26 protein-coding genes are annotated in these 20564 nt (G+C 36.4%); 14 read left to right on the top strand and 12 right to left on the bottom strand.

Annotated elements, in window-relative coordinates; all coding sequences use genetic code 11:
* Positions 1-5: 5 nt before the first annotated feature.
* Together MHB74_RS24630 and MHB74_RS24625 are read right to left on the bottom strand one after the other, a co-directional pair.
* Entirely contained in the window at positions 6-488 is a 483-nt protein-coding gene (locus MHB74_RS24630) for a YbaK/EbsC family protein (RefSeq protein ID WP_061678026.1), read from the bottom strand.
* Between the two features lie 74 nt (positions 489-562).
* Entirely contained in the window at positions 563-1117 is a 555-nt protein-coding gene (locus MHB74_RS24625; RefSeq protein WP_061678027.1) for a histidine phosphatase family protein, read from the bottom strand.
* Positions 1118-1400: 283 nt separating this feature from the next.
* Here MHB74_RS24625 and MHB74_RS24620 point away from each other — a divergent pair, with 283 nt between their 5' ends.
* Positions 1401-1844, top strand: a complete 444-nt coding sequence (locus MHB74_RS24620; protein ID WP_061678028.1) for a hypothetical protein — start codon at positions 1401-1403, stop codon at positions 1842-1844.
* A 23-nt stretch (positions 1845-1867) separates the two neighbouring features.
* Here MHB74_RS24620 and MHB74_RS24615 read toward each other — a convergent pair whose 3' ends face one another.
* The gene (locus MHB74_RS24615) at positions 1868-2683 is read right to left on the bottom strand and encodes a YhfC family intramembrane metalloprotease (RefSeq protein WP_061678035.1); all 816 of its coding nucleotides are present in this window, start codon (positions 2681-2683) and stop codon (positions 1868-1870) included.
* Positions 2684-2782: 99 nt separating this feature from the next.
* Here MHB74_RS24615 and MHB74_RS24610 point away from each other — a divergent pair, with 99 nt between their 5' ends.
* A complete protein-coding gene (locus MHB74_RS24610; RefSeq protein WP_061678029.1) occupies positions 2783-3514 on the top strand; it encodes a MerR family transcriptional regulator in 732 nt (243 codons plus the stop codon).
* Between the two features lie 37 nt (positions 3515-3551).
* Here the strand turns inward: MHB74_RS24610 and MHB74_RS24605 are convergent, their stop codons facing one another.
* A complete protein-coding gene (locus MHB74_RS24605; RefSeq protein ID WP_002191082.1) occupies positions 3552-4130 on the bottom strand; it encodes a YhcN/YlaJ family sporulation lipoprotein in 579 nt (192 codons plus the stop codon).
* A 115-nt stretch (positions 4131-4245) separates the two neighbouring features.
* On the opposite strand from MHB74_RS24605, the gene MHB74_RS24600 reads away from it, so the two are divergent.
* On the top strand, positions 4246-4557 hold the full coding sequence (locus MHB74_RS24600) for a YutD family protein (RefSeq protein WP_002073449.1): 312 nt from the start codon (positions 4246-4248) through the stop codon (positions 4555-4557).
* A gap of 39 nt (positions 4558-4596) precedes the next feature.
* On the opposite strand, the gene MHB74_RS24595 is transcribed toward MHB74_RS24600, so the two are convergent.
* From MHB74_RS24595 to glpX, 3 genes are all read right to left on the bottom strand, one after another.
* Positions 4597-5094, bottom strand: coding sequence for a hypothetical protein (locus MHB74_RS24595; RefSeq protein ID WP_061678030.1), 498 nt, complete (start codon positions 5092-5094; stop codon positions 4597-4599).
* Positions 5095-5444: 350 nt separating this feature from the next.
* Positions 5445-5711, bottom strand: coding sequence for a DUF3055 domain-containing protein (locus tag MHB74_RS24590; protein ID WP_000392615.1), 267 nt, complete (start codon positions 5709-5711; stop codon positions 5445-5447).
* A gap of 16 nt (positions 5712-5727) precedes the next feature.
* Complete coding sequence (gene glpX, locus MHB74_RS24585; RefSeq protein WP_000439089.1) at positions 5728-6699, bottom strand: class II fructose-bisphosphatase; 972 nt, start codon at positions 6697-6699, stop codon at positions 5728-5730.
* Positions 6700-6846: 147 nt separating this feature from the next.
* On the opposite strand from glpX, the gene MHB74_RS24580 reads away from it, so the two are divergent.
* The 4 genes from MHB74_RS24580 to MHB74_RS24565 all read left to right on the top strand — a co-directional run bounded on the left by MHB74_RS24580 (position 6847) and on the right by MHB74_RS24565 (position 9518).
* Positions 6847-7287 carry a DUF86 domain-containing protein gene (locus MHB74_RS24580; protein ID WP_061678031.1) on the top strand — a complete coding sequence of 147 codons (441 nt, stop codon included), beginning with the start codon at positions 6847-6849 and terminating at the stop codon, positions 7285-7287.
* Positions 7288-7366: 79 nt separating this feature from the next.
* Positions 7367-7999 (top strand): helix-turn-helix transcriptional regulator, encoded by a 633-nt coding sequence (locus tag MHB74_RS24575; protein WP_061678032.1) that lies wholly within the window; start codon positions 7367-7369, stop codon positions 7997-7999.
* Positions 8000-8107: 108 nt separating this feature from the next.
* Positions 8108-8872, top strand: a complete 765-nt coding sequence (locus tag MHB74_RS24570; RefSeq protein WP_000276470.1) for a TIGR01457 family HAD-type hydrolase — start codon at positions 8108-8110, stop codon at positions 8870-8872.
* Between the two features lie 115 nt (positions 8873-8987).
* Positions 8988-9518, top strand: coding sequence for a hypothetical protein (locus tag MHB74_RS24565; RefSeq protein ID WP_061678033.1), 531 nt, complete (start codon positions 8988-8990; stop codon positions 9516-9518).
* A gap of 55 nt (positions 9519-9573) precedes the next feature.
* Here MHB74_RS24565 and MHB74_RS24560 read toward each other — a convergent pair.
* A protein-coding gene (locus tag MHB74_RS24560) for an IS3 family transposase (RefSeq protein ID WP_151360624.1) occupies positions 9574-10730 on the bottom strand; the annotation gives its coding sequence in 2 pieces (ribosomal slippage) (positions 9574-10478 and positions 10478-10730; 1158 coding nt in all).
* 109 nt (positions 10731-10839) lie between these two features.
* Positions 10840-11421 carry an NAD(P)H-dependent oxidoreductase gene (locus tag MHB74_RS24555; RefSeq protein ID WP_061679589.1) on the bottom strand — a complete coding sequence of 194 codons (582 nt, stop codon included), beginning with the start codon at positions 11419-11421 and terminating at the stop codon, positions 10840-10842.
* Positions 11422-11649: 228 nt separating this feature from the next.
* Between MHB74_RS24555 and MHB74_RS24550 the strand changes: the two genes are divergently transcribed.
* The 3 genes from MHB74_RS24550 (at position 11650) to MHB74_RS24540 (ending at position 15978) form a co-directional block, all read left to right on the top strand.
* A complete protein-coding gene (locus tag MHB74_RS24550) occupies positions 11650-12438 on the top strand; it encodes an ABC transporter ATP-binding protein (protein WP_061679588.1) in 789 nt (262 codons plus the stop codon).
* Entirely contained in the window at positions 12422-14995 is a 2574-nt protein-coding gene (locus MHB74_RS24545) for an FtsX-like permease family protein (protein ID WP_061679587.1), read from the top strand. Before MHB74_RS24550 ends, MHB74_RS24545 begins: the two co-directional genes overlap by 17 nt.
* A gap of 503 nt (positions 14996-15498) precedes the next feature.
* Positions 15499-15978 (top strand): GNAT family N-acetyltransferase, encoded by a 480-nt coding sequence (locus MHB74_RS24540; protein WP_061679586.1) that lies wholly within the window; start codon positions 15499-15501, stop codon positions 15976-15978.
* A 23-nt stretch (positions 15979-16001) separates the two neighbouring features.
* Here the strand turns inward: MHB74_RS24540 and MHB74_RS24535 are convergent, their stop codons facing one another.
* Positions 16002-16493: a phosphatidylglycerophosphatase A family protein gene (locus tag MHB74_RS24535; protein WP_000665100.1), complete on the bottom strand. Its 492-nt coding sequence runs from the start codon at positions 16491-16493 to the stop codon at positions 16002-16004.
* Between the two features lie 120 nt (positions 16494-16613).
* Between MHB74_RS24535 and yutH the strand changes: the two genes are divergently transcribed.
* Positions 16614-17615, top strand: a complete 1002-nt coding sequence (gene yutH, locus MHB74_RS24530) for a spore coat putative kinase YutH (RefSeq protein WP_061679585.1) — start codon at positions 16614-16616, stop codon at positions 17613-17615.
* 57 nt (positions 17616-17672) lie between these two features.
* Here yutH and MHB74_RS24525 read toward each other — a convergent pair whose 3' ends face one another.
* Positions 17673-17888, bottom strand: a complete 216-nt coding sequence (locus MHB74_RS24525) for a hypothetical protein (RefSeq protein ID WP_001137787.1) — start codon at positions 17886-17888, stop codon at positions 17673-17675.
* A gap of 189 nt (positions 17889-18077) precedes the next feature.
* Positions 18078-18314, bottom strand: coding sequence for a NifU family protein (locus MHB74_RS24520; RefSeq protein ID WP_000431158.1), 237 nt, complete (start codon positions 18312-18314; stop codon positions 18078-18080).
* Positions 18315-18509: 195 nt separating this feature from the next.
* On the opposite strand from MHB74_RS24520, the gene MHB74_RS24515 reads away from it, so the two are divergent.
* The 3 genes from MHB74_RS24515 (at position 18510) to MHB74_RS24505 (ending at position 20440) form a co-directional block, all read left to right on the top strand.
* A complete protein-coding gene (locus MHB74_RS24515; RefSeq protein WP_061679584.1) occupies positions 18510-18818 on the top strand; it encodes a YuzD family protein in 309 nt (102 codons plus the stop codon).
* A 53-nt stretch (positions 18819-18871) separates the two neighbouring features.
* Complete coding sequence (locus MHB74_RS24510) at positions 18872-19666, top strand: nucleotidyltransferase domain-containing protein (protein ID WP_061679583.1); 795 nt, start codon at positions 18872-18874, stop codon at positions 19664-19666.
* 96 nt (positions 19667-19762) lie between these two features.
* Positions 19763-20440, top strand: a complete 678-nt coding sequence (locus tag MHB74_RS24505; RefSeq protein ID WP_061679582.1) for a CPBP family intramembrane glutamic endopeptidase — start codon at positions 19763-19765, stop codon at positions 20438-20440.
* Positions 20441-20564 lie beyond the last annotated feature (124 nt).

The following is a 20564-nucleotide window of genomic DNA, read 5'->3' as shown; positions in this document are numbered from 1 at the left end:
GCCAATCATTGGCTCTCTTTTTGTTTATATTCTAAAACAGTATTCGGACATGTTAATAAAATTTTCTTTAATTCCTCTGTGGATAATTCAATTGTAAATTCAGGTACACCAGGTGTGATTAAAATTTTGTCGTAAGCATAAATTGCACGATCCACAATAATCGTTACATGTTGTGAATAACCGAAAGGAGCGACACATCCTGGCGTACAGCCAGTTTCTTCTCTTAGCTCATCAGGAGAACAGAGAGATAAGCTTGCTCCTGTTATTTCCTTCATCTCTCCTCGGTTGAGTCTTGCGCCTTCTAACGTGAAAAATACGTAATAATCTCCAGACTTTGATTTTAAAAATAAGCTTTTACTTGGAGTGCCGTGTAAGCCAAGCCTTTCACGTACGATACGATCTGTTTCATAATCGAGTACTGGTTCGTGTTCAAACTTTTCGTAAGAAGCATTTGTTTTATGTAGTAAAGCAAGTACATCTTCGTACATATGGAGTGATACCCCTTTCTATTGTTAGTACAGTTTCTTCTCGTGGCGTCAACTGAATGTGTTGGAAAGAGATATTACTCGGACGGTGCTTCCCATAATCGTTTTAGGACACATTGTTCATCGATTGTAATTTCGTAAATATCAGGATTCGTTAGAGCTCTCCATTCATTAAAACCAATCGTATGATCAAAGTGCTTTAAAATGAGCGTAAGTAAGTTTCCATGTGTAACGAGTATTGTTGTAGTATGATTTAATTTTAAAACGTCTTGGATAAGCGATATAGCACGGTCCGTTGCTTGTTTTGTCGACTCTCCGCCTGAAAAGGCAATATCTATATTTGTAAAAGTAGATTCTAGTTTTTGCATCCAATCGTCCATTGGAACGTCGCTTAATATGCGTTCAGCTAATCGTTCATCTTCTTGGATAGATAAGTTAGCTTGGAGCGCATAGGGCCGAATAGAATCGATTGCTCGCACAAATGGGCTTGAAATAATATGATCTATTTGTAGTTGGTTTTCTAAGAGGAATGTAGCAAGGGTGTTTGCTTGGTTTTTTCCGGCAATCGTTAATTCGGAATCACGTTCTTGGCCAATTGCTGAACAGTGTCGTATTACAATCAATTTCTTCATAATTCATCCCCATCTTTCAAGTTGACGCTATATACTTCGACAAATGTGGAAAAAATTCCTTTTTATCCCGCTTTAATGGGCAGTAAGACCCCACCTCAAAATTCAGCGAAAGCAAAGAAGTTAGGTGGGATCAACTGCCCATAAAAGTCCGATTGGTGAGGGCTAATAATCAGTGGGGGATGAAGAAAACCCCCACTGATTAAAGTTTCACTTTATTGGAAACGGCATAATGATTTTAATATGTGGAAAAGTAATGTGGATAATGAACATTTGAGGTGCACTTATGAAAAAAATGATATGTATTATATTCAGTCTTTGTTTTTTTCTGCACTTGTCCACAACATATGCAGAATCGAATACAAAATTAAATTATCGAAGCAACCGAAATAAATCGTTTGTGAGTGAAGATGTATTTTATGAACAGTTAGATAAGAAAATCTATAAAGAATACAACAATGCAGCATATAGCGTTCGAAAAAAGATCTTATTTAAAGAAGTGCCTGATGAAGAATTTTCTTTCCTACAAAAAACAGCCGCTGGTTGTCGGGGTAGTGTGGTGTTTCAAGATTCTTTTATTCACCCTAACCGCCAAGTTTACTTTTTCGCCTCCTTTTCTCAAAATGAAGTGGACGAGTTTCATAAGTACATCGTTATAGATGCAGAAACAAAGAGGGAGCTGCAAGCGGGGAAAAACTATCGTCATTATGATAATCCTTATAAAAAATAACCCACCAACTGGTGGGTTATTTTTTACTCTGATACACTCATTAATTTCTCTTTCATTTTACGAATAAGAATGATAGCACCAATTGTGAAGAGAAGGGTGATTCCTTCTGCAACGAAGATGTTGATTGTTTGTGTTTGGTAAAGCGCCGCGAAAAAGTCTACAAATGCGTGGAATAATATAGCGTAAACAAGGAAGATATATTTCTTCTGTTTTACTGCGTATAAGACAAGCATCGTAAAGGCAATTTGCAACACAAGAGCCATAATTCTTTCTAGGCTACCAAATAAGTATAAATAGGCAGGTTGCTCTATTAACAAGTCCTTAATGTGGATTAACTGTGGATATTGATCAACCATTTGAGCGAAGCTACCGTTGTTAATCGATGTTGCAAAGGTAAGAGTTTGAAGCCCGGCGAATCCGCCGACTAAAATTGATTCAATACCGCCGTGTCCAATTCCGTATGCAAGACCGTCTGTATACTCACGATATTTTTTTAATAAGTAGTAAAAGGCAACGAAACGACCTAGTTCTTCAAAAATACCAGCTGTTAGACCGCCATAAAGCGCAAAGACAAATGGATTTTCTAAAATTGGAGCGATTGCCGGATTTCCGCGCATAAATAGGTGGAACGGTGTCTCGAGAATTTGAGTAAACCCAATAAAAATAAGAACACCAACGCCGACTACTTTCCAATTAATATGATATTTTTTACGAAAATAAACAAACGCAATAATAGGTACCAGAATCGAAAGCACAAGTTGAATTGTGATGCTGGCAATTACAGTATTTGAAACCATACTTTCACCGCTTTCTAATATATGTACATATCTATTATGCATGAAATATAGTGGAGATGAAACTTTTAACAAAAAATGAATGTACTTATTGACTCTAACGTTGCGTCATACTTTATCGTATGTACTAAGGGGGAGATACACATGACAATGAAGGTAAAAGAGGTAGCTAATTTAGTTGGAATTAGTGTGCGCACACTGCATCATTACGATGAAATTGGGTTGTTAACCCCAGACGAGACGACAGAGTCTGGGTATCGTCTGTATTCCAATGAAAATTTAGAGACATTGCAGCAAATTTTATTTTTTAGAGAACTAGGCTTCCCTTTGAAGAAGATTAAAGAAATTATCATGAGTCCATCATTTGACCGAGAAGAAGCGCTACAGCTTCATAAGAAAATGCTTATTGAAAAGCGTGCCAGGTTAGATAAAGTGATTGCGACGATTGATAAAACAATTCAACATACAAAAGGAGAGATTGAAATGACGAACAAAGAGAAATTTGAAGGCTTCGATTTCAGCCATAATCCGTACGAAGAAGAAGCGCGTGAAAGATGGGGAGACGCAGCTGTAGATAAAGCGAATGAATATGCGAAAGGTATGTCAAAAGATAATCAAGAAGAGTTCAATACGATTTACAGAAATTTAGCGGCGCTTAGACACGACGCACCAGATTCTAAAGAGGCACAGGAAGCAATAGGAGTATGGTACGATTACTTGCAAAACTTCGGTGAATATTCATTAGATGCTTTTAAAGGACTCGGTCAAATGTACGTCGCTGATGAGCGCTTCACGAAAAATATTGATAAGTTTGGCGAAGGTTTAGCACAGTTTATGTGTGATGCGATGGAGGTTTATGCGGATCGTAAGAAATAGTCAAAAATAAAGAAGGTGGAGGTTTTCTCCATCTTCTTTATTTTTTAATCATATCATTCAAAGTCTGATCCCCTGTATTGTTTAAATGAGGATTTTTACTCATTTCCCGTTTTAGCATGTCGAGGCTCTGTGTATATTCTGTATCATTTAAAGCACCAGATTGAAGTCCTTGAATTTGAGAAATCAACTTTTGGTCTGTTGATACATATGCTTTATAATAGCGAGGGACGATGGACAAAGCAGCTTTATATACTTGATCTGCTACGAGTTTTGGATCCGTTGTGTTTGCACGGTATACAACAAATACTTCATCATCGGTAACGAGCGTAGCAGCGTTTGTAACGTCAGGAAGTTTGACTGTCATGCTTGTAATCATTTCAGCGACTTTCTCACGGTTAATGGCTCCTACTTGTTTGTTAGATACTTCATGCTTTTGTTTAGATGAATAACCGACTCTCGTTAATCGTGTATTTGTATTTTCCGTATGATACATGTCGTTTTTATTGGAAACAAGAACACGACTTCCTTCTTCACGTTCCATTTCGGCTTTATTCGTTGATTGACAGCCTGCAAATAAGGAAAGAGTGAGGAGAGAGAGTATAATTTGTTTTTTCACGATGTATCACCTCCTTCTCCATAGCATGCACTAATTTTCAATTTTTTGTATTTGAAATTGTTGGTTGGTATGCTTTGTGATACGATAAAAAGAAGAATGCTTAGAGAGGAAGTTAATGATGGAGCAAAAGCAAGAGCAAGAGATGCATGCTACGGTGAGCATTAATAATGTTCAGTACGAAGTAATTAAAAACTTTCGTGATGGTTTTAGTGAAGAAGCATTTAAAGAGCGTTACGCAGAAATTTTAAATAAATATGATTACATCGTTGGGGACTGGGGTTATGAGCAACTTAGATTGCGCGGTTTCTTTGATGATAGTAATCAACGTTCGACATATGATACGAAAATTAGTACTTTATCAGAGTATTTATACGAGTACTGTAACTTCGGTTGTGCACACTTCGTATTACGAAAAATGAAGAAATAAAAAAATCCTCTTACGATTGTAAGAGGATTTTTTACTTGCTCACAAACAAATTGAAATAGAATCGCCTTCAGAAAGTAGTGCGTTTGGTTTCATTTGTTGCCCGTTCAATTGAATATCCCCATTTTTAATTTTATCCACAATGCGTGTACGGCTCCAGTCAGAAATATATGTGGATAAGGCTTTATCGATTCGGTGTAAACCGAAAACGATATCTAATACGATCGTGATTTCGATTATGCCGTTTTCTTTATGTTGCGTAATGGAAATGGTAGTAGTTGTTTCTGTTTGATCTTGCTGCGTCATGTCGACTGTTTCAACGTGATCAGTAAATGATTTATAAATACGAAGTTTTTGATTCCACGTATGATCTTTCGGACATTTGTAAATGGCAAAGCGGTATATATTTTTTCCATTGGCGTTATGCCTACGAATATTCGTGTCAGTAAATAGGGTATTGTGTCTGCAATTTTTACAATACTTTTCGATTGTGTTTTGCTCATTTTCATATAAACTCCAAGAAAGTTGTACTTTCTGCATTTTCCTTCACCTCTTATAGGATTGGTAAAGGAACGTAATACAGCTATTTGGATGTCTTGTAGTATGATGTTTACGGAGGTTCCCTTAGGAACCTCCGTAAACATCATACTACAGATGCGTTACGTTCCTGTGTAATGGGAATGGGCAGACTACTCCCTTGAAAAAGCGTGGTGCTTTTTTGAGAGTAATGCTATCCAATTGCTGGTCCATTACAAAGTAAATGTTGGCATACGTAGATAACGTCCTTTCTATCCAAATAGATTTATTCTTAATTATAACATAGTCGTTTGAAAATTCAAAATACTCAAAGTGAAAAAACACCAGCTAAAATAGCTGGTGCATACGATAAATTATATAAGTTCAAATAAAAATGAGCGTAGTTCTTCTGCAATTTCTTCAGTCATAGAAAATGCATGCTCTAAGTAGCCTGGTTCGTTTAAATCGTCAGGACCGATGATTGCAAATTTATTGCGCTGCATATCAAGGACAATTGTTTTACCGTAATGACGATCAGAGTATAAAAGCGCTAAATCATGACGCTCATTTTCTCCCATAAAGCTAACGAAACGAGTTCTTGTAGCGACTGTGTCGTCGTACAGAAAGAAACGTTCTTCCATACACATGGCTCCTTTATTAAATATCTAAGTTTAAGTGTGGTTTATGATCTAAATGGTGATGCGTTTTAATGAATCGTACCGTTCTTGTTTTGTAACGCATAACGATAGAATATGTTTCAGCTAAATCTCCGCCAAGGAATTTCACACCGTCTAATAACTCACCAGCAGATACGCCAGTTGCTGAGAAGATTGCATCATCCCCAGATACTAAGTCATCTAATATAAGAAGTTGACGAGGGTCTTCTAATCCCATTTCACGACAACGAGCTTCTTCTTCTTCGTTCATTGGAACTAAGCGAGCTTGCATTTCACCTTCAAGGCATTTTAATGCTGCTGCAGAAATAACACCTTCTGGAGCTCCACCAATACCTACGAATAAATCAATACCCGTTCCAGGTAGTGCTGTTGCGATTGACGCACCAACATCACCATCACCAAATAATTTTACGCGTGCACCTTTTGCACGAACACGGTCAATAATATCTTGATGACGTTCACGTTCTTGAACGATAACTGTTAGATCGCGAATCTTTTTATTGTTAGCTTCTGCTACAATTTCAATTGTTTTTTCAATTGGATCATCTAAGCTAATTTTACCAGCTGCTTTTGGACCAACCGCGATTTTTTCCATGTACATATCAGGAGCATGAAGAAGGTTTCCTTTATCTGCGATTGCGATAACTGCCATTGCATTTGCAAGGCCTTTTGCAACGATGTTTGTACCTTCTAATGGGTCAACGGCGATGTCTACTTCTGGACCGTTACCTGTTCCTAGTTCTTCACCAATATACAACATCGGTGCTTCATCAAGTTCTCCTTCACCAATTACAACTGTACCTGCCATGTTTACTGAATCAAACATATCACGCATTGCTGTAGTTGCTGCATCATCTGCTTCGTTTTTCTTTCCGCGGCCCATCCACTGTGCGGATGCTAATGCTGCTGCTTCTGTTACACGGACAATTTCTAGTGCGAGTTCACGTTCCAAGATTCCATTCCTCCAATTTCAAAAATCATACAAATATAACTATAACAAATAACGGAGAAAAGGTGAATTCGAAAAATTGTCGATTTTTTCAGAAGAAAGCGTTACAATTAAAATGTAAATGCTTTAATTTCCAGGTAGGTGACATTCATGTATTTTGTAGACAGAAAGAAAATAGAACAAATGCTAGTATGTTTAGAACGAGCAACAAGTACATTTCAAGAGAAAAAGATATATGAAACCGAGTTTGAATTTTACGCATTAGAACGCATAACTCATCTAATTATTGATAGTGTATTAGATGTAGGGAATGCGATGATTGATGGATTTATTATGCGCGATCCAGGAAGTTATGAAGATATTATCGATATTTTGATGGACGAGCGAGTGATAAGTGCAGAAGAAGGACAAGGCATGAAAGAAGTGATTCTTCTTCGAAAAATGCTTACGCAAGATTATATTCAAATGAATCACGATGAATTATATAAGACGATTCAAAAACATATTGCCGTGGTAGAGAAATACCCAGCAAATATTCGCAGTTATTTAGAGAAGGAATTAGGACCTGTATCTGCATTTGTACCAGAATAATTATGCTTATAAGATCCCCGGGACTATCTTTTGGGGATCTTATATTGTATGTGAGAAAGAAAAGGGAGAAGGTTGAAACATGGGGGAAGCACGTACGACGAAAGATGAAATTGTACAATTGTTGAAAGTAAAGGGAGAGCATACAGTAGCAGAACTAGCTGACGTTTTAGAGATTACCGAAATGGCGATCCGAAGACATTTAAGTAATCTTGAGAAAGATGGTTTCATTTATTCCAAGATGGTAAGACAACATGTCGGAAGACCAACTTATTTGTATGGATTAAGCGAAAAGGGAGAAGATACATTCCCGAAGGAGTATAAGCAATTTGCGATTGATATGCTAGAAGATTTAGCTCGAATGGGTGATGAAAAAATACTTAGTCACGTTTTAAAAGAGAGAACGAAGCGAATGGAAGAACAGTTGCAAAAGCGAGTGAGTAATCAAAAGAATTTAGCATATAAAGTGCAAGAGATAGCAGCTATGCAAGAGAAAAATGGTTATATGGTTCAAATAAAGAGAGATGGAGAAAACTCTTTCATAATTGAAAAACAAAATTGTCCGTTAAAGGAAATTGCAGAGAGATTCCCGCAAGTATGTGAAGATGAAAAAGAGATGTATAATCGTTTATTTGCAGGAGCAGATGTAAAGACGTTAGCAAACATGTGTGAGGGCGATTGTAGTTGTTCTTACCAAGTAAAAGAGAAAAAATGAACGTTATGGGGCGCTTTAAGGTAAAGCGTTTTTTTCTTTGGAAAAAGCGGGTAATATAAGAGTGGTATGATAGGTGAGAACGTTAGCATAGAAGGAGAGACATAATCGATGTATAAAGGTTACTTAATTGACTTAGACGGTACGATGTATCGCGGAGAAGAACAAATTGAAGAAGCGAGCGACTTCGTAAAAGCATTAGGAGAGCGCGGCATTCCTTATTTATTCGTTACGAATAACTCAACGCGTAAACCAGAACAGGTGGCAGAAAAACTTGTTCGTTTCGATATTCCAGCGAAAGCAGAGCAAGTATTCACAACGAGTATGGCGACTGCGAACTTCATTTATGAACGTAAACAAGACGCAACTGTTTATATGATTGGTGAAGAGGGCTTACATGATGCACTTGTGGAAAAAGGATTTGAACTTGTGGATGAAAATCCTGATTTCGTTGTTGTTGGTTTAGATCGTGACATCACATATGAAAAATTAGCAAAAGCTTGTCTTGCTGTACGTAACGGCGCAACATTTATTTCTACAAATGGAGACATTGCCATTCCGACTGAGCGCGGATTATTACCAGGTAACGGTTCATTAACATCAGTTGTAGCAGTATCAACAGGTGTGGATCCAATCTTTATTGGAAAACCAGAATCGATCATTATGGAACAAGCGTTAAAAGTGCTTGGTATAGGAAAAGATGAAGCATTAATGGTTGGGGATAACTACGATACAGACATTTTAGCGGGAGTAAATGCTGGCATGCATACGCTTCTTGTCCACACTGGAGTCACAACTGTGGAGAAGTTAACAGAATATGAAGTACAACCAACGCAAGTTGTGCATAACTTGACGGAGTGGATTGAGAAGATGTAATGAAATGCAGGTAACCGGAATAGGTTACCTGTTTTTTTTATGCATAATTGCATATTCGTTGTTGTTATATAAAATGTAAAATTTATATGTAATGATGCAAGGGGAGGGAATCAGAGTGTACTGGATGTCATGTATTATGTTTGTTTTTACATTATGTGTTTTGTTTTTTGTTCTATGGAAGATATATAAAATAAATGAAATGAAAAAAAGTGCGGGAAAACTTATTGCAACATATCCACGAGTGAAGAGACGGTGGATCGCGTTACTTGGGCCAGCATATTTCTTTGGACAATGTATGTATATATATGCTCAGTACGTAAGTGGCGATATTGATACAGTTGAACAGTTCCTCATTCAGCTAGGTATTCATGCTGTAGCAAGTTGTTTTATGACTTTAATAGCTATCCATCTTATTAAAAGTGTACAAATATATGAAAAAGGTGTAGTAGACGGATTAAACTTTTATTCATACGAAGAATTAAAAGGCTATAAAACATCAACATGGGAAAATCCAAAAGAAAATATATTTTTATATCGCGGGCGAGAAAAAATGAATGACAATGTAAATTTACTTATTAGACAGGAAGATATGAATGAATTAGAAAGCATTCTTCAAAGATATATTCCGAAATTAATGATGAAATAAAAAAACTCCGGTTTTAATGAAGTGAACCCCGAAAACGGGACACCAATCAAAACACCTAAACCACTTGTTCCCTAAATTCTTTAGGGGATAGGTGGTTTAATTTTTCTTGAATTCGCACACAATTGTAGTAATGAATGTATTCTAGCACAATCTTTCGCACAGTTGTGTTGGATACTTTTGTTATCTCTTGTGAATAGAAGGCTTCACTTTTCAAATGACCAAAGAAGCTTTCCATGACGGCATTATCATGGCAATTTCCTCTCCGGGACATGCTGGTGATAATGCCGTTTTCTTTGGCATACGCTTGAAATTCTTTTGCTGTATAAATACTTCCTTGATCCGAGTGAAGAAGGACATCTTTTACTCTTCGCCCTCTCATTGCTTGTTTCAATGTCTTCATCGCTAATGTCAGTGTTTGTGATTCGCTGATGACACAACTAATAATTTCACGATTAAAGGCATCCATGATCGTTGATAAATACAAGGTACGCTCTCCAAATAAGAGATACGTCACATCTGTAAACCACTTTTCATTTGGTCTGGATGCATCGAATTCACGCTCCAATCGATGAGGGGCTACCATTGGTTCCGTACCATTGATATATTTCTTTTTCTTTCGACGTACTTTTGAAAGAATGTGATTTTGTCTCATGATTCGTAATACTTTTTTATGATTCACACACAGTCCCATTTTTTGAAGAGTAGCGGTCACTCTTCGATATCCATACCGAAATTTATGCCTAAGACAGACGTCCTTTACTTTCTCTTCTATATCATCTTTCCGATCTTCCGTTCGTTGTAACCAGCGATAAAATGTGGAACGGGGTAATTCTAATACGTTACACAATTCTTTTATCGTTATTTTTGTTTTTACATTTTTCCATAAAGTAACTACAGTTTCTGGTTTCAGCCCCTTTCGATTTCCAGATACTTTCCCCATACAAGTAATTTTGTTTTTAGATGCTTATTTTCTAGACGTAGTTGTTCTAATTCACTGAGCTCTTTTGGTCCTTTTCCATAAGAATATTGTTTTCCTACAGGTTGTTGAAAACGATACGTTTGATCTGTACGATACCATTTCATCCATGTCTTAATTTGGGAAACATTTTTAATTCCGAGTTTCTCCATAATTGTACGATTTGAATAACCATCTTTCTTCATTTCAATTACTTTCCACTTTGTTTCTTCTGGGTAATGAACTCTTGTCGTCATACGAAAAAAACACCTCCATTGAATTTGCATACTTAGTATGCGAATTCAGGAGGTGTTTTTTTCATGTACCACTATTCGGGTTCACTTCATAACAACCGGAGTTTTTTTATTAGAATGCACGATTCACAACATCTTTAACTTCTTCAAGATATTGCTTACGCACATTATCATCCACAGAAGGGACACTCGTATAGAATGTATGCTCAATTGTTTCAATGCCTGTAAATTCAAAAATACCAACATCTGCTGTTTTCTTCATTGCTTCAAACATACCGCCTGCTGTGTATGCCTCTTTCGTATTTCCCATTGTAGATAATAATAAGCCTTTTTTACCGCTTAACAACTTCTCGATACCATTTTCACCGTAAGCATAAGCGAAGCCGTGACTAAATACACGATCAACGTATCCTTTTAAAATAGCAGGAAGTCCCGCCCACCAAACTGGATAAATGAATGTAATGCTATCAGCCCAAGAGATATGCGCTTGCTCATCTTTAATATCTTCTGGTGTGTTTCCTTGAGAAAATGAGATGAAATCGGAAGCGCCTAATACTGGATTGAAGTTTAATTCGTATAGATCGCGAACGCGTACTTCATGACCTTTTTCTTCTAATTCACTTTTTACTGTTTCTAAAATTGCATGGTTGAAGCTTTCTGTATTTGGGTGTGCATAAACGATTACATGTTTCATTATTCTTCCTCCTATTTGTGGATGTGTGAATAGTTTTTTATTTATGTAACTATTATGGTTACTTCTGTTGTGAGAGTCAACTTTTCTGACGTGAGAAATAAAGTGAAAATGTAATTAGCTAATATGGGATACATGTTAGTATGTGACAAAAAAATACAAAAAAGTAGGGATTTTGCATTCTGAATAGAATATATAGATTGGTAAATAGAGAGAGAAGGGGATATTGGGATGAATATTATTGAAATTGAAAGGTTAGAAAAATCGTTTGATATTGGGGATAGTAAAGTAAAGATATTAAAAGGCATTAATCTTCAAATTCAAAAAGGAGATTTTGTTTGTATTATGGGGGCAAGTGGTTCAGGGAAAACGACTTTATTGCAGTTATTAGGTGGATTAGATATTCCGTCAGTAGGTAGTATTCGAGTTGATGGTACAGAGATTTCAACATTAAAAGAAAAAGAGCTCGCTTTATTTAGAAGGCATAAAATCGGTTTTATTTTTCAGCAGTTTAATTTGATTCCAGTGTTTAGTGCGGAGGAGAATGTAGGATTACCTTTACTGTTAGATAATGTGTCGCAAAAGAAGGCAACGGTGACAGCAAAGCGATTATTAGAACTTGTCGGATTGAAGGGAAAAGAAAAACATTTACCAGCACAGTTATCAGGTGGGCAACAGCAAAGGGTTGCGATTGCAAGAGCTTTTGCAAATGAGCCGGCTATTATATTAGCAGATGAACCAACAGGGGCACTAGATTCGGAAAATAGCAAAAACATAATTGCGGCACTTCGCAATGCGTGTGATGAATTAGGGCAAACAGCTGTCATTGTAACGCACGACCCGTTCGTAGCGGCCCATGCGGATAAAGTTGTTTTCTTATTAGATGGTGAAGTGATTCATGAACATGCTGAAAGTAAAGGATGGAAGTTTCGAAATATCCCGCAACAAGTTACTCACATTCAAGAGATTATGAATCGTCACTTTAAAGTAGGGGGTAAAGGTGATGCGATGGGTAATTAAGTATGCAGTAAAATCGATGAGACAAAATTGGTTGCGAAATATGTTGATTGCCCTCGGTGCAGCTTTAGGTGTTATGTTAGCGACGATGTTATTACTAGGCAATCAATCAGTAGAGAAAAGCGTGAAGGAACAAGTAGTAAGCCGGTATGGAGATTATAATTTACAATTTGGTTATATAAAAAATGATATGTATTTAAATAATGAAAGTTTAAAAGAAATAGATGGCTTAGAAAATGCTGAAAAAATATCAAAAGTACTTATACCATATCCTTTTCCAAATTATAAAGAGTTATCGGGAAAACCGTCCTATTGGGGTGTGGAGCAAGATTCTCCAGAAATGAATTCTTATAAAATATTAGAAGGTCGATATCCGAAAGAAGGGGCTGAAGTAGCACTGACAAAAGGATATACAGATCGTGAAAATATACGGGTAGGAAATACGATTCAGTTGCCATTCCCGCAACATGGAGAAAAGACTGTGAAAGTCGTCGGCATTTTAAATCCACCGCTAATGGCAGCAATGGGGCACGGGGCTTATTTTCCAATCCATTGGCTTCAAAAAGAATTAAATCTACCAAATCAATTCAACCTCGTTCAAGTGAAAACAGCCGATGTAAATGTGAAAAGAGCAATTGCTCTTGATGTAAATAAGAAGATAGAAAATATAAAGGTGGATCAACGTACTTATGTTGATAAGGCGTTTGAACGACTAAATGTAATGAAGCCTTTAATTTTTAGTTTAGGTGGTATTGCTTTATTTGTTGTAGCTCTTTTAATAATGGGAAGTTTCTTCTTATCTGTTAGAAGTCGATTTAAGCAGTGGGCATTATTACGTGCGCTCGGTAGTAACCCAAATCAAATTATAGTAGTCGTTTTATTAGAGGCTTTATGCATTGGAGCAATCGGATCGCTAGCAGGAGTTATTCTTGGAGCAGGTACGCAAACAATTGCTGCATCATTCATTAATAAATGGGTGAATATTGAGGGCGCAGGGAAAGCATCATTCTCGATCTCAGGTGAGATTTTACTCATTACTTTTTTACTAGGGATTGTTATGTCTATCATAGGGGCCATTATACCAGCTTTCATGGTTAGAAAGATTCCACCAGTTCAAGCACTTCGTCCTGGTCTTCCTAGTAATGAAAAAAAAGAAAAAAGATGGAGTGCTTTTAGTCTTAGCATTTTAATCATTGGTACCGCTATTGGACTCACGGGTAGCGTATTAGAGCAGTATATCGGTTTTAATCCAAGTGCGATAGGAGCGCTGTTATTTGCAGTTGGTTTGTTATTGGCGATTCCGTTATTTATTCGCGTAATAGCACCAGTGATTGCAAAACCGTTTCAAATGATATTAAGAATTGAAACGACGATTAGTAGCCGGAATGTAATTCGTTATCGAAACAAGGCAGCCGTGTCGGTTGCTATATTAGCATTTGGTTTTATGTTAGCACTTGTTGGAACGATGTATGTAAATTCTATGTATGAAGGTATGAAAAAAGGGTTACAAAAACATTTACCAGCGGACTTAGTAGTAAGAATTCCAGTAGAGTCGCAAGGAATAGAAACATTACCGTTTAGTTGGATGGAGAAGGTTAGAAAAATTGATGGTGTGGAATCGAGTGTTGGCAATGCTACTGACTTTACCGCAAAGCTTGTGAATTATGACTTTAAAAAAGCGAATCAAGAATGGTATGAATTTATGAAAAAAAACAATTTGACCTATGATTCAATGGAAGTTGTAGGAAACGATATTGTAGCGTACCAGAAAGTAACAAAGGCGAAAGTAATTGCAGGACAAGCTTTAAATAAGCCATTACAAGATGGTGAGGGAGTTATTACGAAAGAAGTGGCTAAAAATTTAGGGCTTCAGTTGCATGATACGGTTGACGTACAAGGAAAAGGGAAAGAAAAACAAACAATTAAAGTCGTTTCGATTATTGAGCAAGGATTAAGGTTAAGGAGTTTGGATATTTTCGTAAATGAACAATGGGCTCGCGATAAGTTTCACGTACAAGGATATGAAGCAATTCAAATTATGACAAATTCTAATCAATCGTTTGAAGCGATTAAGAAGCAAGTAAAAGAAATTACAAATAATAAAGAGAATGTAGAAGTTATAAACAGTTATGATTTATTGAAAGAACAAGAGCAGCTATTATCGCAAATGATGATGTTAATTCGATTGTTAGTTGTAATTGTTTTCATTATTTCTGGTATAGGATTAATGAATGCGATTGTCGCAAGCTTGCATGAAAGACGTGCTGAAATTAGTATGATTCGTGCGGTAGGAGCTATTCCGAAGCAGATGAGACGGATCGTTTTATTAGAGGGAACTTTACTTGGAGCAATAGCGGGTTGTATAGGGATTTTTGGTGGGATTTTGTTTAGCTATATCGTGTTATCAAGCTTAGAGTTAACAGTTATTATTATTCCATATAATCAAGTTGCCATACTAGCTCTAGCTAGCGTGATACTTGGAGCAGGGGCAGCATTGATTGCTTCATTACAATTAAGAAAGTTTAAATTAAGTGATACTTTAAAGGAGTTATCAGCATAAAAGATTGCTATACCCCGCTCATACAAAGAACAAAGAAAACAAATAAAATGATAACAATACCAATGCCGAAGTTAAATACGAGAGTACTATCCATACTATGGAACCTCCTTATTTGAAAGTAAAAAGCACTCTAGCCAAGAGTGCTTTTTTATTTTGAATCTGCTTCAAAACTTTGAGGAAAGGATTCATGCATGTAAAGAGTTACAATATTTTATGTGTTTATATGTTGAAATGAGTAAGTCCTCGTGAGGTATAAAAAAAAGACACTCTTTTGAGTGTCTTTAACGATGACAAAATGTGCCAATTGCTTGAGTTTGATAAGGCGCTAATATCCGTTTTAACGCCTTTTCTTTGATCAAGAAGTGTAGCAACAGCGATTCAAATAAAATTGTACCATTTGTTTCATGGGCGTGCGTATGCAATTATGCATATTCCAATTAGAGGGAAATGAGGTACGAAAAATGAATGAGTATATATGGAATATTTGATAAGGAGAGAGAAGGATGGATATACATAAATTAACGGTAGCAGAAGCAAACGAGGTAAATACGTGGACGTACGAAGAACCTTATAATTTATATAGTTTTTCAGGAGAGGAAGAAGTAATAGAAGAATTATTAGATGGGACGTATTACGGTTGTTGTGACGATAAGGGAGAGTTTGTCGGCTATTTTTGTTTTGGGGAAAATGCACAAGTACCAGGGGGAAGAGATGCTCATTTATATGGTGGAGAAGATGTAATTGATATCGGACTTGGCATGAAGCCAGCGTTAACAGGGAAAGGGCTGGGGAAAATGTTTTTTCAAGCTGGGATAGCTTTTGCTGCGAAAGAATATAAGCCGAAAACGTTTCGACTTAGCGTAGCGACATTTAATACAAGAGCGATTACGCTATATGAAAATATAGGTTTTCAGCAAGGTTCTATTTTTTTGAGCCGGGGAAGAGAATTTATGCTCATGGAATACGAAAGACCGTCAGTATGAAACTGACGGTCTTTCATGTTTTATTACTCCGAATGCTCAGCTCTATGCGCTAAGCGGCTTGAAGCAGCGGCAGCGATTCCGCCAACGATATCATCAAGGAATGTGTGCACCTTTCCAGATGATTTATCATTTAAGAATTCTAAAATACCAGGTTTTAATTTATCGATATATCCAAAGTTCGTGAAACCGATAGAGCCGTACACATTAACGATAGAAAGTGCGATTACTTCATCAATTCCGTATAAGCCTTCATCACGTTTTACGATATCTTGTAACGGCTCACTTAACATTCCTTTTTCAGCAAGAACATCGAGTTCGATACCAGTAATCAGTGCGTTTTGTACTTCACGTTTTGATAATACACGCTCAACGTTATAACGGCATTCTGACATCTCTAAATTTGGGTGATATTTTTTTTGAAGAAAATGAACAAGCTCAGCAATATCGTCAATTGTTACACCGCGCTCTTGTAATAGTTGTAATGCTCTTTCTTGTAGTTGATTTGATTCTTTCATGTTTATCACCTTTTTTTCTTTTTAGTATTTGTATACGTTTCGTTGCTTTATCATGTGCATAGGAATGAAAGGCGAGCACAAGCTCATATATATAAAGAAAAACCATAGGTGGCGACTGCGATGATTCATCATATTTATGAGCATTATCACATGCATGTTAAAGAATTAATCCCCCTTGGCCCCTATAAAAGCTTTTGGATTCGCAACAAAATTTATGTACTTGTTCCAATTGGAGAAATGGAGGAAGAAGTACTTGTAGAGATGAAAAAGCTCAGTGACTATATGAACCAGCAAGGGGATATAACTGTAGCGACTTTCGTTCCGACTATACACGGCTACTATGTATGTGAGATAGAAGAACAAAATTACTGCTTATTAAAAGGTATGCGTGCGTTAGAACGACATGCTACATCATTAGGAAGTGAGCTTTCTATATTCCATAAACGAGGTGCATTCTTTCCAGAAGAAATCGAGCAATTAAGCCGCATAGGCGAATGGAAAGCGTTATGGGAAAAAAGGCTCGACCAATTAGAAAAGTTTTGGCAATCACAAGTGATGAACCACCCTACAGACGTATTCGATCAATTGTTTATTGAATCCTTCCCGTATTACTTAGGAGTTGCAGAAAATGCAATTCAGTATGTTGTCGATACAGAGATGGATGATACGCCGCAAGTAACTGATGCAGCAACAATTTGCCAAGAACGATTTACACCTTTATTATGGCATCAAACGAAGCGCCTCAAACTTCCTTTCGATTGGGTGTATGATCACCCAACTCGAGATATGGCAGAATTAATTCGCTATATGATGATAGAAAAAAAGAAAGACTGGGAGCAAACAATCGTTCAATTTGTTACAGACTATGAACGAAATTATTCGCTATCCTCATTTGGTTGGCGCTTATTATTTGCAAGGCTCCTGTTCCCACTTCACTACTTTGAAACAGTCGAACGATATTACCAAACGGGAAACGAAGAACAAAAAAGCATATATAGAGATCGCTTAGAAGCCATTTTACACGATGTGAACCGCTCTGAGCAATTTATGAAGCACTTTTATGGCTCACTTCGTTTACCAGTTGATAAGTTAGGGATTAAAAAATTAGATTGGCTATCTTAAAATAAAAAAGAGACCGATTGAGGTCTCTTTTTTTATACTACAATTGTATGTAATACATTATGCCCCTACCTGTTGATCTGCACATATATTTAAAATGAATTGATGTTGTTCGATTTTTTCATTTACTTTACTCAATAATTCTTGCTGGATTTCTTTAAATAAAAATTGGTAGCTCGCATTCCACGTTGGTATAACGGATGAAAGATCTAATAAATACTCTTTTTTCTTTTCTAGTTCTTGAATTGTTAAAAAAGTGTTTCCCATTCTTGGCATGTGTCGTCCCCCTATGTTTTTTTCTGTATATGTGTGAACGATTCTATAGTATTAATTATCTCATTTTTTGAGAAGGATTTCCAATTTTGTTTTATGATGTTAAAGGAGAAGTGTTATTTGAATAAAAAAAGAGACCCAAATGGGTCTCTTTCTAGGAAGCGATTCTGAACGAGCCGCTTCCGCTTTTAATTAAAATACTTGTTCTACTTCAATAACGCCTGGTACTTCTTCTAGTAATGCGCGTTCGATACCAGCTTTTAGTGTGATTGTAGAACTTGGGCAGCTTCCGCATGCACCCATAAGGCGTAATTTTACGATACCTTCTTCAATGTCTACTAATTCAACGTCTCCGCCATCGCGAAGTAAGAATGGACGTAATTTATCTAATACTTCTAATACTTGTTCTTCCATATGTGGGTTTTCCATTTTTATCGACTCCTTTCATCAGTTTTATTATAATCAAGATAGAGGGGAAAATCTATTTTTTCTCTTCTTGTTTTATTGTCGAAATATTTTATTGTGTTTTTTCAGTATAGGGGTAGGGAATAAGTTTGTAAAATGATGTGCTTATGTAATAAGACATCTTAATATGCTGTTGAAACAAGAGGCGGGGGAGAAGAAATGGTTAATGTTCAAGTGTATGGGACGAAAGTAATTTGTGCGAGCTGCGTTGGAATGCCATCTTCAACAGAAACGTTTGAGTGGCTACAAGCGGCAATTGGTCGTAAATATGAAGGACAAGAAAATAAATTTAATTTCGAGTATATTGATTTTCAAGAAAAACAAGAAGATGAGGATAAAAAAGCATTCGCAGAGCGCGTAGTGGAGGAAGATCTATTTTATCCGGTCGTTCTTGTAAATGGAGAAATTGTTGGAGAAGGAAATCCTCGTTTGAAGGATGTTTACGAAGAAATCGAGAAATATTTATAAAGCAGGAAGCCTTTGCGAATTTGCAAAGGCTCTTTTTTATTGGAGGGATAGATGTGGAAAATGGAGTGAAACATGCTTTACCAACAGAAGTACAACAGTTAATGGAGCAGTACACCGTAGAATTAAAAGAAATTTTTTTGGATGAAAAAATAGTCGGGGTATATATTTACGGCTCCATCGCACTCGGTGCATTTCATGCAGAAACGAGCGATGTTGATTTTGTTACAGTAATAAGTGATTCTGTGAATGAAGCTGAAAAACAGCAACTTGTAAAACTTCATAAGAAACTTAGTGGTAGTACGTTAGGGAAAAGAATGGATGGTATGTATATTCCGCTTACTGATTTAGGGAAATACAATGATGAAATGAATGAGTACGCGTATTGTGCAGATGGTAAAGCGAATATAGGTCATTGGGATATTAATGCGGTCACATGGTGGACATTGAAAAATCAAGGTATTACAGTTACCGGGAAAGAAGCGGAAGATCTTCCGTTTCAAATAAGGTGGGATGATGTAGTCAATACGATGAAATACAACGTAGAACAGTACTGGAGTGAAAAAGCGAAGCAGCCATATTTATTTTTCGTAGAAGAGTGGGTAGAATCAGCTGTCGTTACGATGGGCCGTATTTTATATACACTAGATCATAAAACAATCGTTTCAAAAGATAGTGGATTGCAATACTTGTTAGAACGTTCAGGGGAAGAATGGGAGATTTTATTAAAAGAAGTAGCGAGGATACGGCAGAATCCAAAAGAAAAGCGAATGCTCTCAAGATGGAGAAGAGCAGATATGACGAGGAAGTACTTACTGCATTTAATTGAAACATGTAGAGAGAAATGGTAGGAAAAAACAGACGATACATTAGATTGTATCGTCTGTTTTTGTGGTGTAATTGGTATATAATGGTTTAAAAGGTTTAATTATACTGGAGGGGATAGGGTGAATACAGAATTAGCTACTTATGAAGAAAAGAATGTAGTAATAAGTATGCGCGAAGTAATTAGTATGATAATAATTATTTTTGGGGTCATGCATGGAATTGGTTTTTTAAACATTATATATGACTCTTCCTTATATCCATGGTATGTAGATCATCTTATTCCGCCTTTAACATTTCTTACTATTATTTTAATATACTCACCAGCAAGAAATTATTGTGTGCAGTTAGTAAAATCAATACAGTTCAATAATTTTAAGCATTATGTAACGATAGTAATGACGATGATCGTACTGCTTATATATCTTGCGGTATTAAATTTAGTTTTACCACATGGGCTTGGTGTGGATGAATCTAATATAGTAATAGAGCCTACTAAAAGTGAAATCATTTTATACGTAGTTGTACTCACGATTTTTGCACCGATTTGGGAAGAGCTTGTATTCCGAGGTATGTTTTTTATGAAATTATCTCAGCGCTTCTCTATACTTAGTAGTGCCGTTATAAGTGCTTCTATATTTACTTTAGGTCATCCCCTTACGGTAGGTAGTGTTTTATATATTTTTGGTGGCGGTATATGTTTAGCTTATACGTATAAGAAAACAAATAACTTACTCGTCCCATGGGGGATTCATTTATTAAATAATGCATTTTTTATATTAGTAAATTTTCAACTGTAAAAAGACGCCTTTTTGAAAAGGGCGTCTTTCGTATTTTGAAGAAATGGATTTACATGTACTGTGTAGAGGCAAGGTAGTACAAAATATAGATAGTTTCATGTGAAACATTTTATTATCAAATATA

Source organism: Bacillus sp. FSL K6-0069, assembly GCF_038007785.1.
Taxonomy (GTDB): domain Bacteria; phylum Bacillota; class Bacilli; order Bacillales; family Bacillaceae_G; genus Bacillus_A; species Bacillus_A mobilis.
Note: the sequence above shows the minus strand (reverse complement) of the source record. Positions and strands in the feature narration are given on the sequence as shown.

Coding starts and splice junctions, on each gene's coding strand:
- MHB74_RS24555 (WP_061679589.1), bottom strand. CDS start 11,421: ATGAAACATGTAATCGTTTATGCACACCCAAATACAGAAAGCTTCAAC.
- MHB74_RS24520 (WP_000431158.1), bottom strand. CDS start 18,314: ATGGAAAACCCACATATGGAAGAACAAGTATTAGAAGTATTAGATAAA.
- MHB74_RS24570 (WP_000276470.1), top strand. CDS start 8,108: ATGTATAAAGGTTACTTAATTGACTTAGACGGTACGATGTATCGCGGA.
- MHB74_RS24600 (WP_002073449.1), top strand. CDS start 4,246: ATGATGGAGCAAAAGCAAGAGCAAGAGATGCATGCTACGGTGAGCATT.
- MHB74_RS24580 (WP_061678031.1), top strand. CDS start 6,847: ATGTATTTTGTAGACAGAAAGAAAATAGAACAAATGCTAGTATGTTTA.
- MHB74_RS24575 (WP_061678032.1), top strand. CDS start 7,367: ATGGGGGAAGCACGTACGACGAAAGATGAAATTGTACAATTGTTGAAA.
- MHB74_RS24545 (WP_061679587.1), top strand. CDS start 12,422: ATGCGATGGGTAATTAAGTATGCAGTAAAATCGATGAGACAAAATTGG.
- MHB74_RS24525 (WP_001137787.1), bottom strand. CDS start 17,888: ATGCCAAGAATGGGAAACACTTTTTTAACAATTCAAGAACTAGAAAAG.
- MHB74_RS24550 (WP_061679588.1), top strand. CDS start 11,650: ATGAATATTATTGAAATTGAAAGGTTAGAAAAATCGTTTGATATTGGG.
- yutH (WP_061679585.1), top strand. CDS start 16,614: ATGATTCATCATATTTATGAGCATTATCACATGCATGTTAAAGAATTA.
- MHB74_RS24515 (WP_061679584.1), top strand. CDS start 18,510: ATGGTTAATGTTCAAGTGTATGGGACGAAAGTAATTTGTGCGAGCTGC.
- MHB74_RS24590 (WP_000392615.1), bottom strand. CDS start 5,711: ATGGAAGAACGTTTCTTTCTGTACGACGACACAGTCGCTACAAGAACT.
- MHB74_RS24625 (WP_061678027.1), bottom strand. CDS start 1,117: ATGAAGAAATTGATTGTAATACGACACTGTTCAGCAATTGGCCAAGAA.
- MHB74_RS24540 (WP_061679586.1), top strand. CDS start 15,499: ATGGATATACATAAATTAACGGTAGCAGAAGCAAACGAGGTAAATACG.
- MHB74_RS24630 (WP_061678026.1), bottom strand. CDS start 488: ATGTACGAAGATGTACTTGCTTTACTACATAAAACAAATGCTTCTTAC.
- MHB74_RS24535 (WP_000665100.1), bottom strand. CDS start 16,493: ATGAAAGAATCAAATCAACTACAAGAAAGAGCATTACAACTATTACAA.
- MHB74_RS24615 (WP_061678035.1), bottom strand. CDS start 2,683: ATGCATAATAGATATGTACATATATTAGAAAGCGGTGAAAGTATGGTT.
- MHB74_RS24620 (WP_061678028.1), top strand. CDS start 1,401: ATGAAAAAAATGATATGTATTATATTCAGTCTTTGTTTTTTTCTGCAC.
- MHB74_RS24595 (WP_061678030.1), bottom strand. CDS start 5,094: ATGCAGAAAGTACAACTTTCTTGGAGTTTATATGAAAATGAGCAAAAC.
- MHB74_RS24610 (WP_061678029.1), top strand. CDS start 2,783: ATGACAATGAAGGTAAAAGAGGTAGCTAATTTAGTTGGAATTAGTGTG.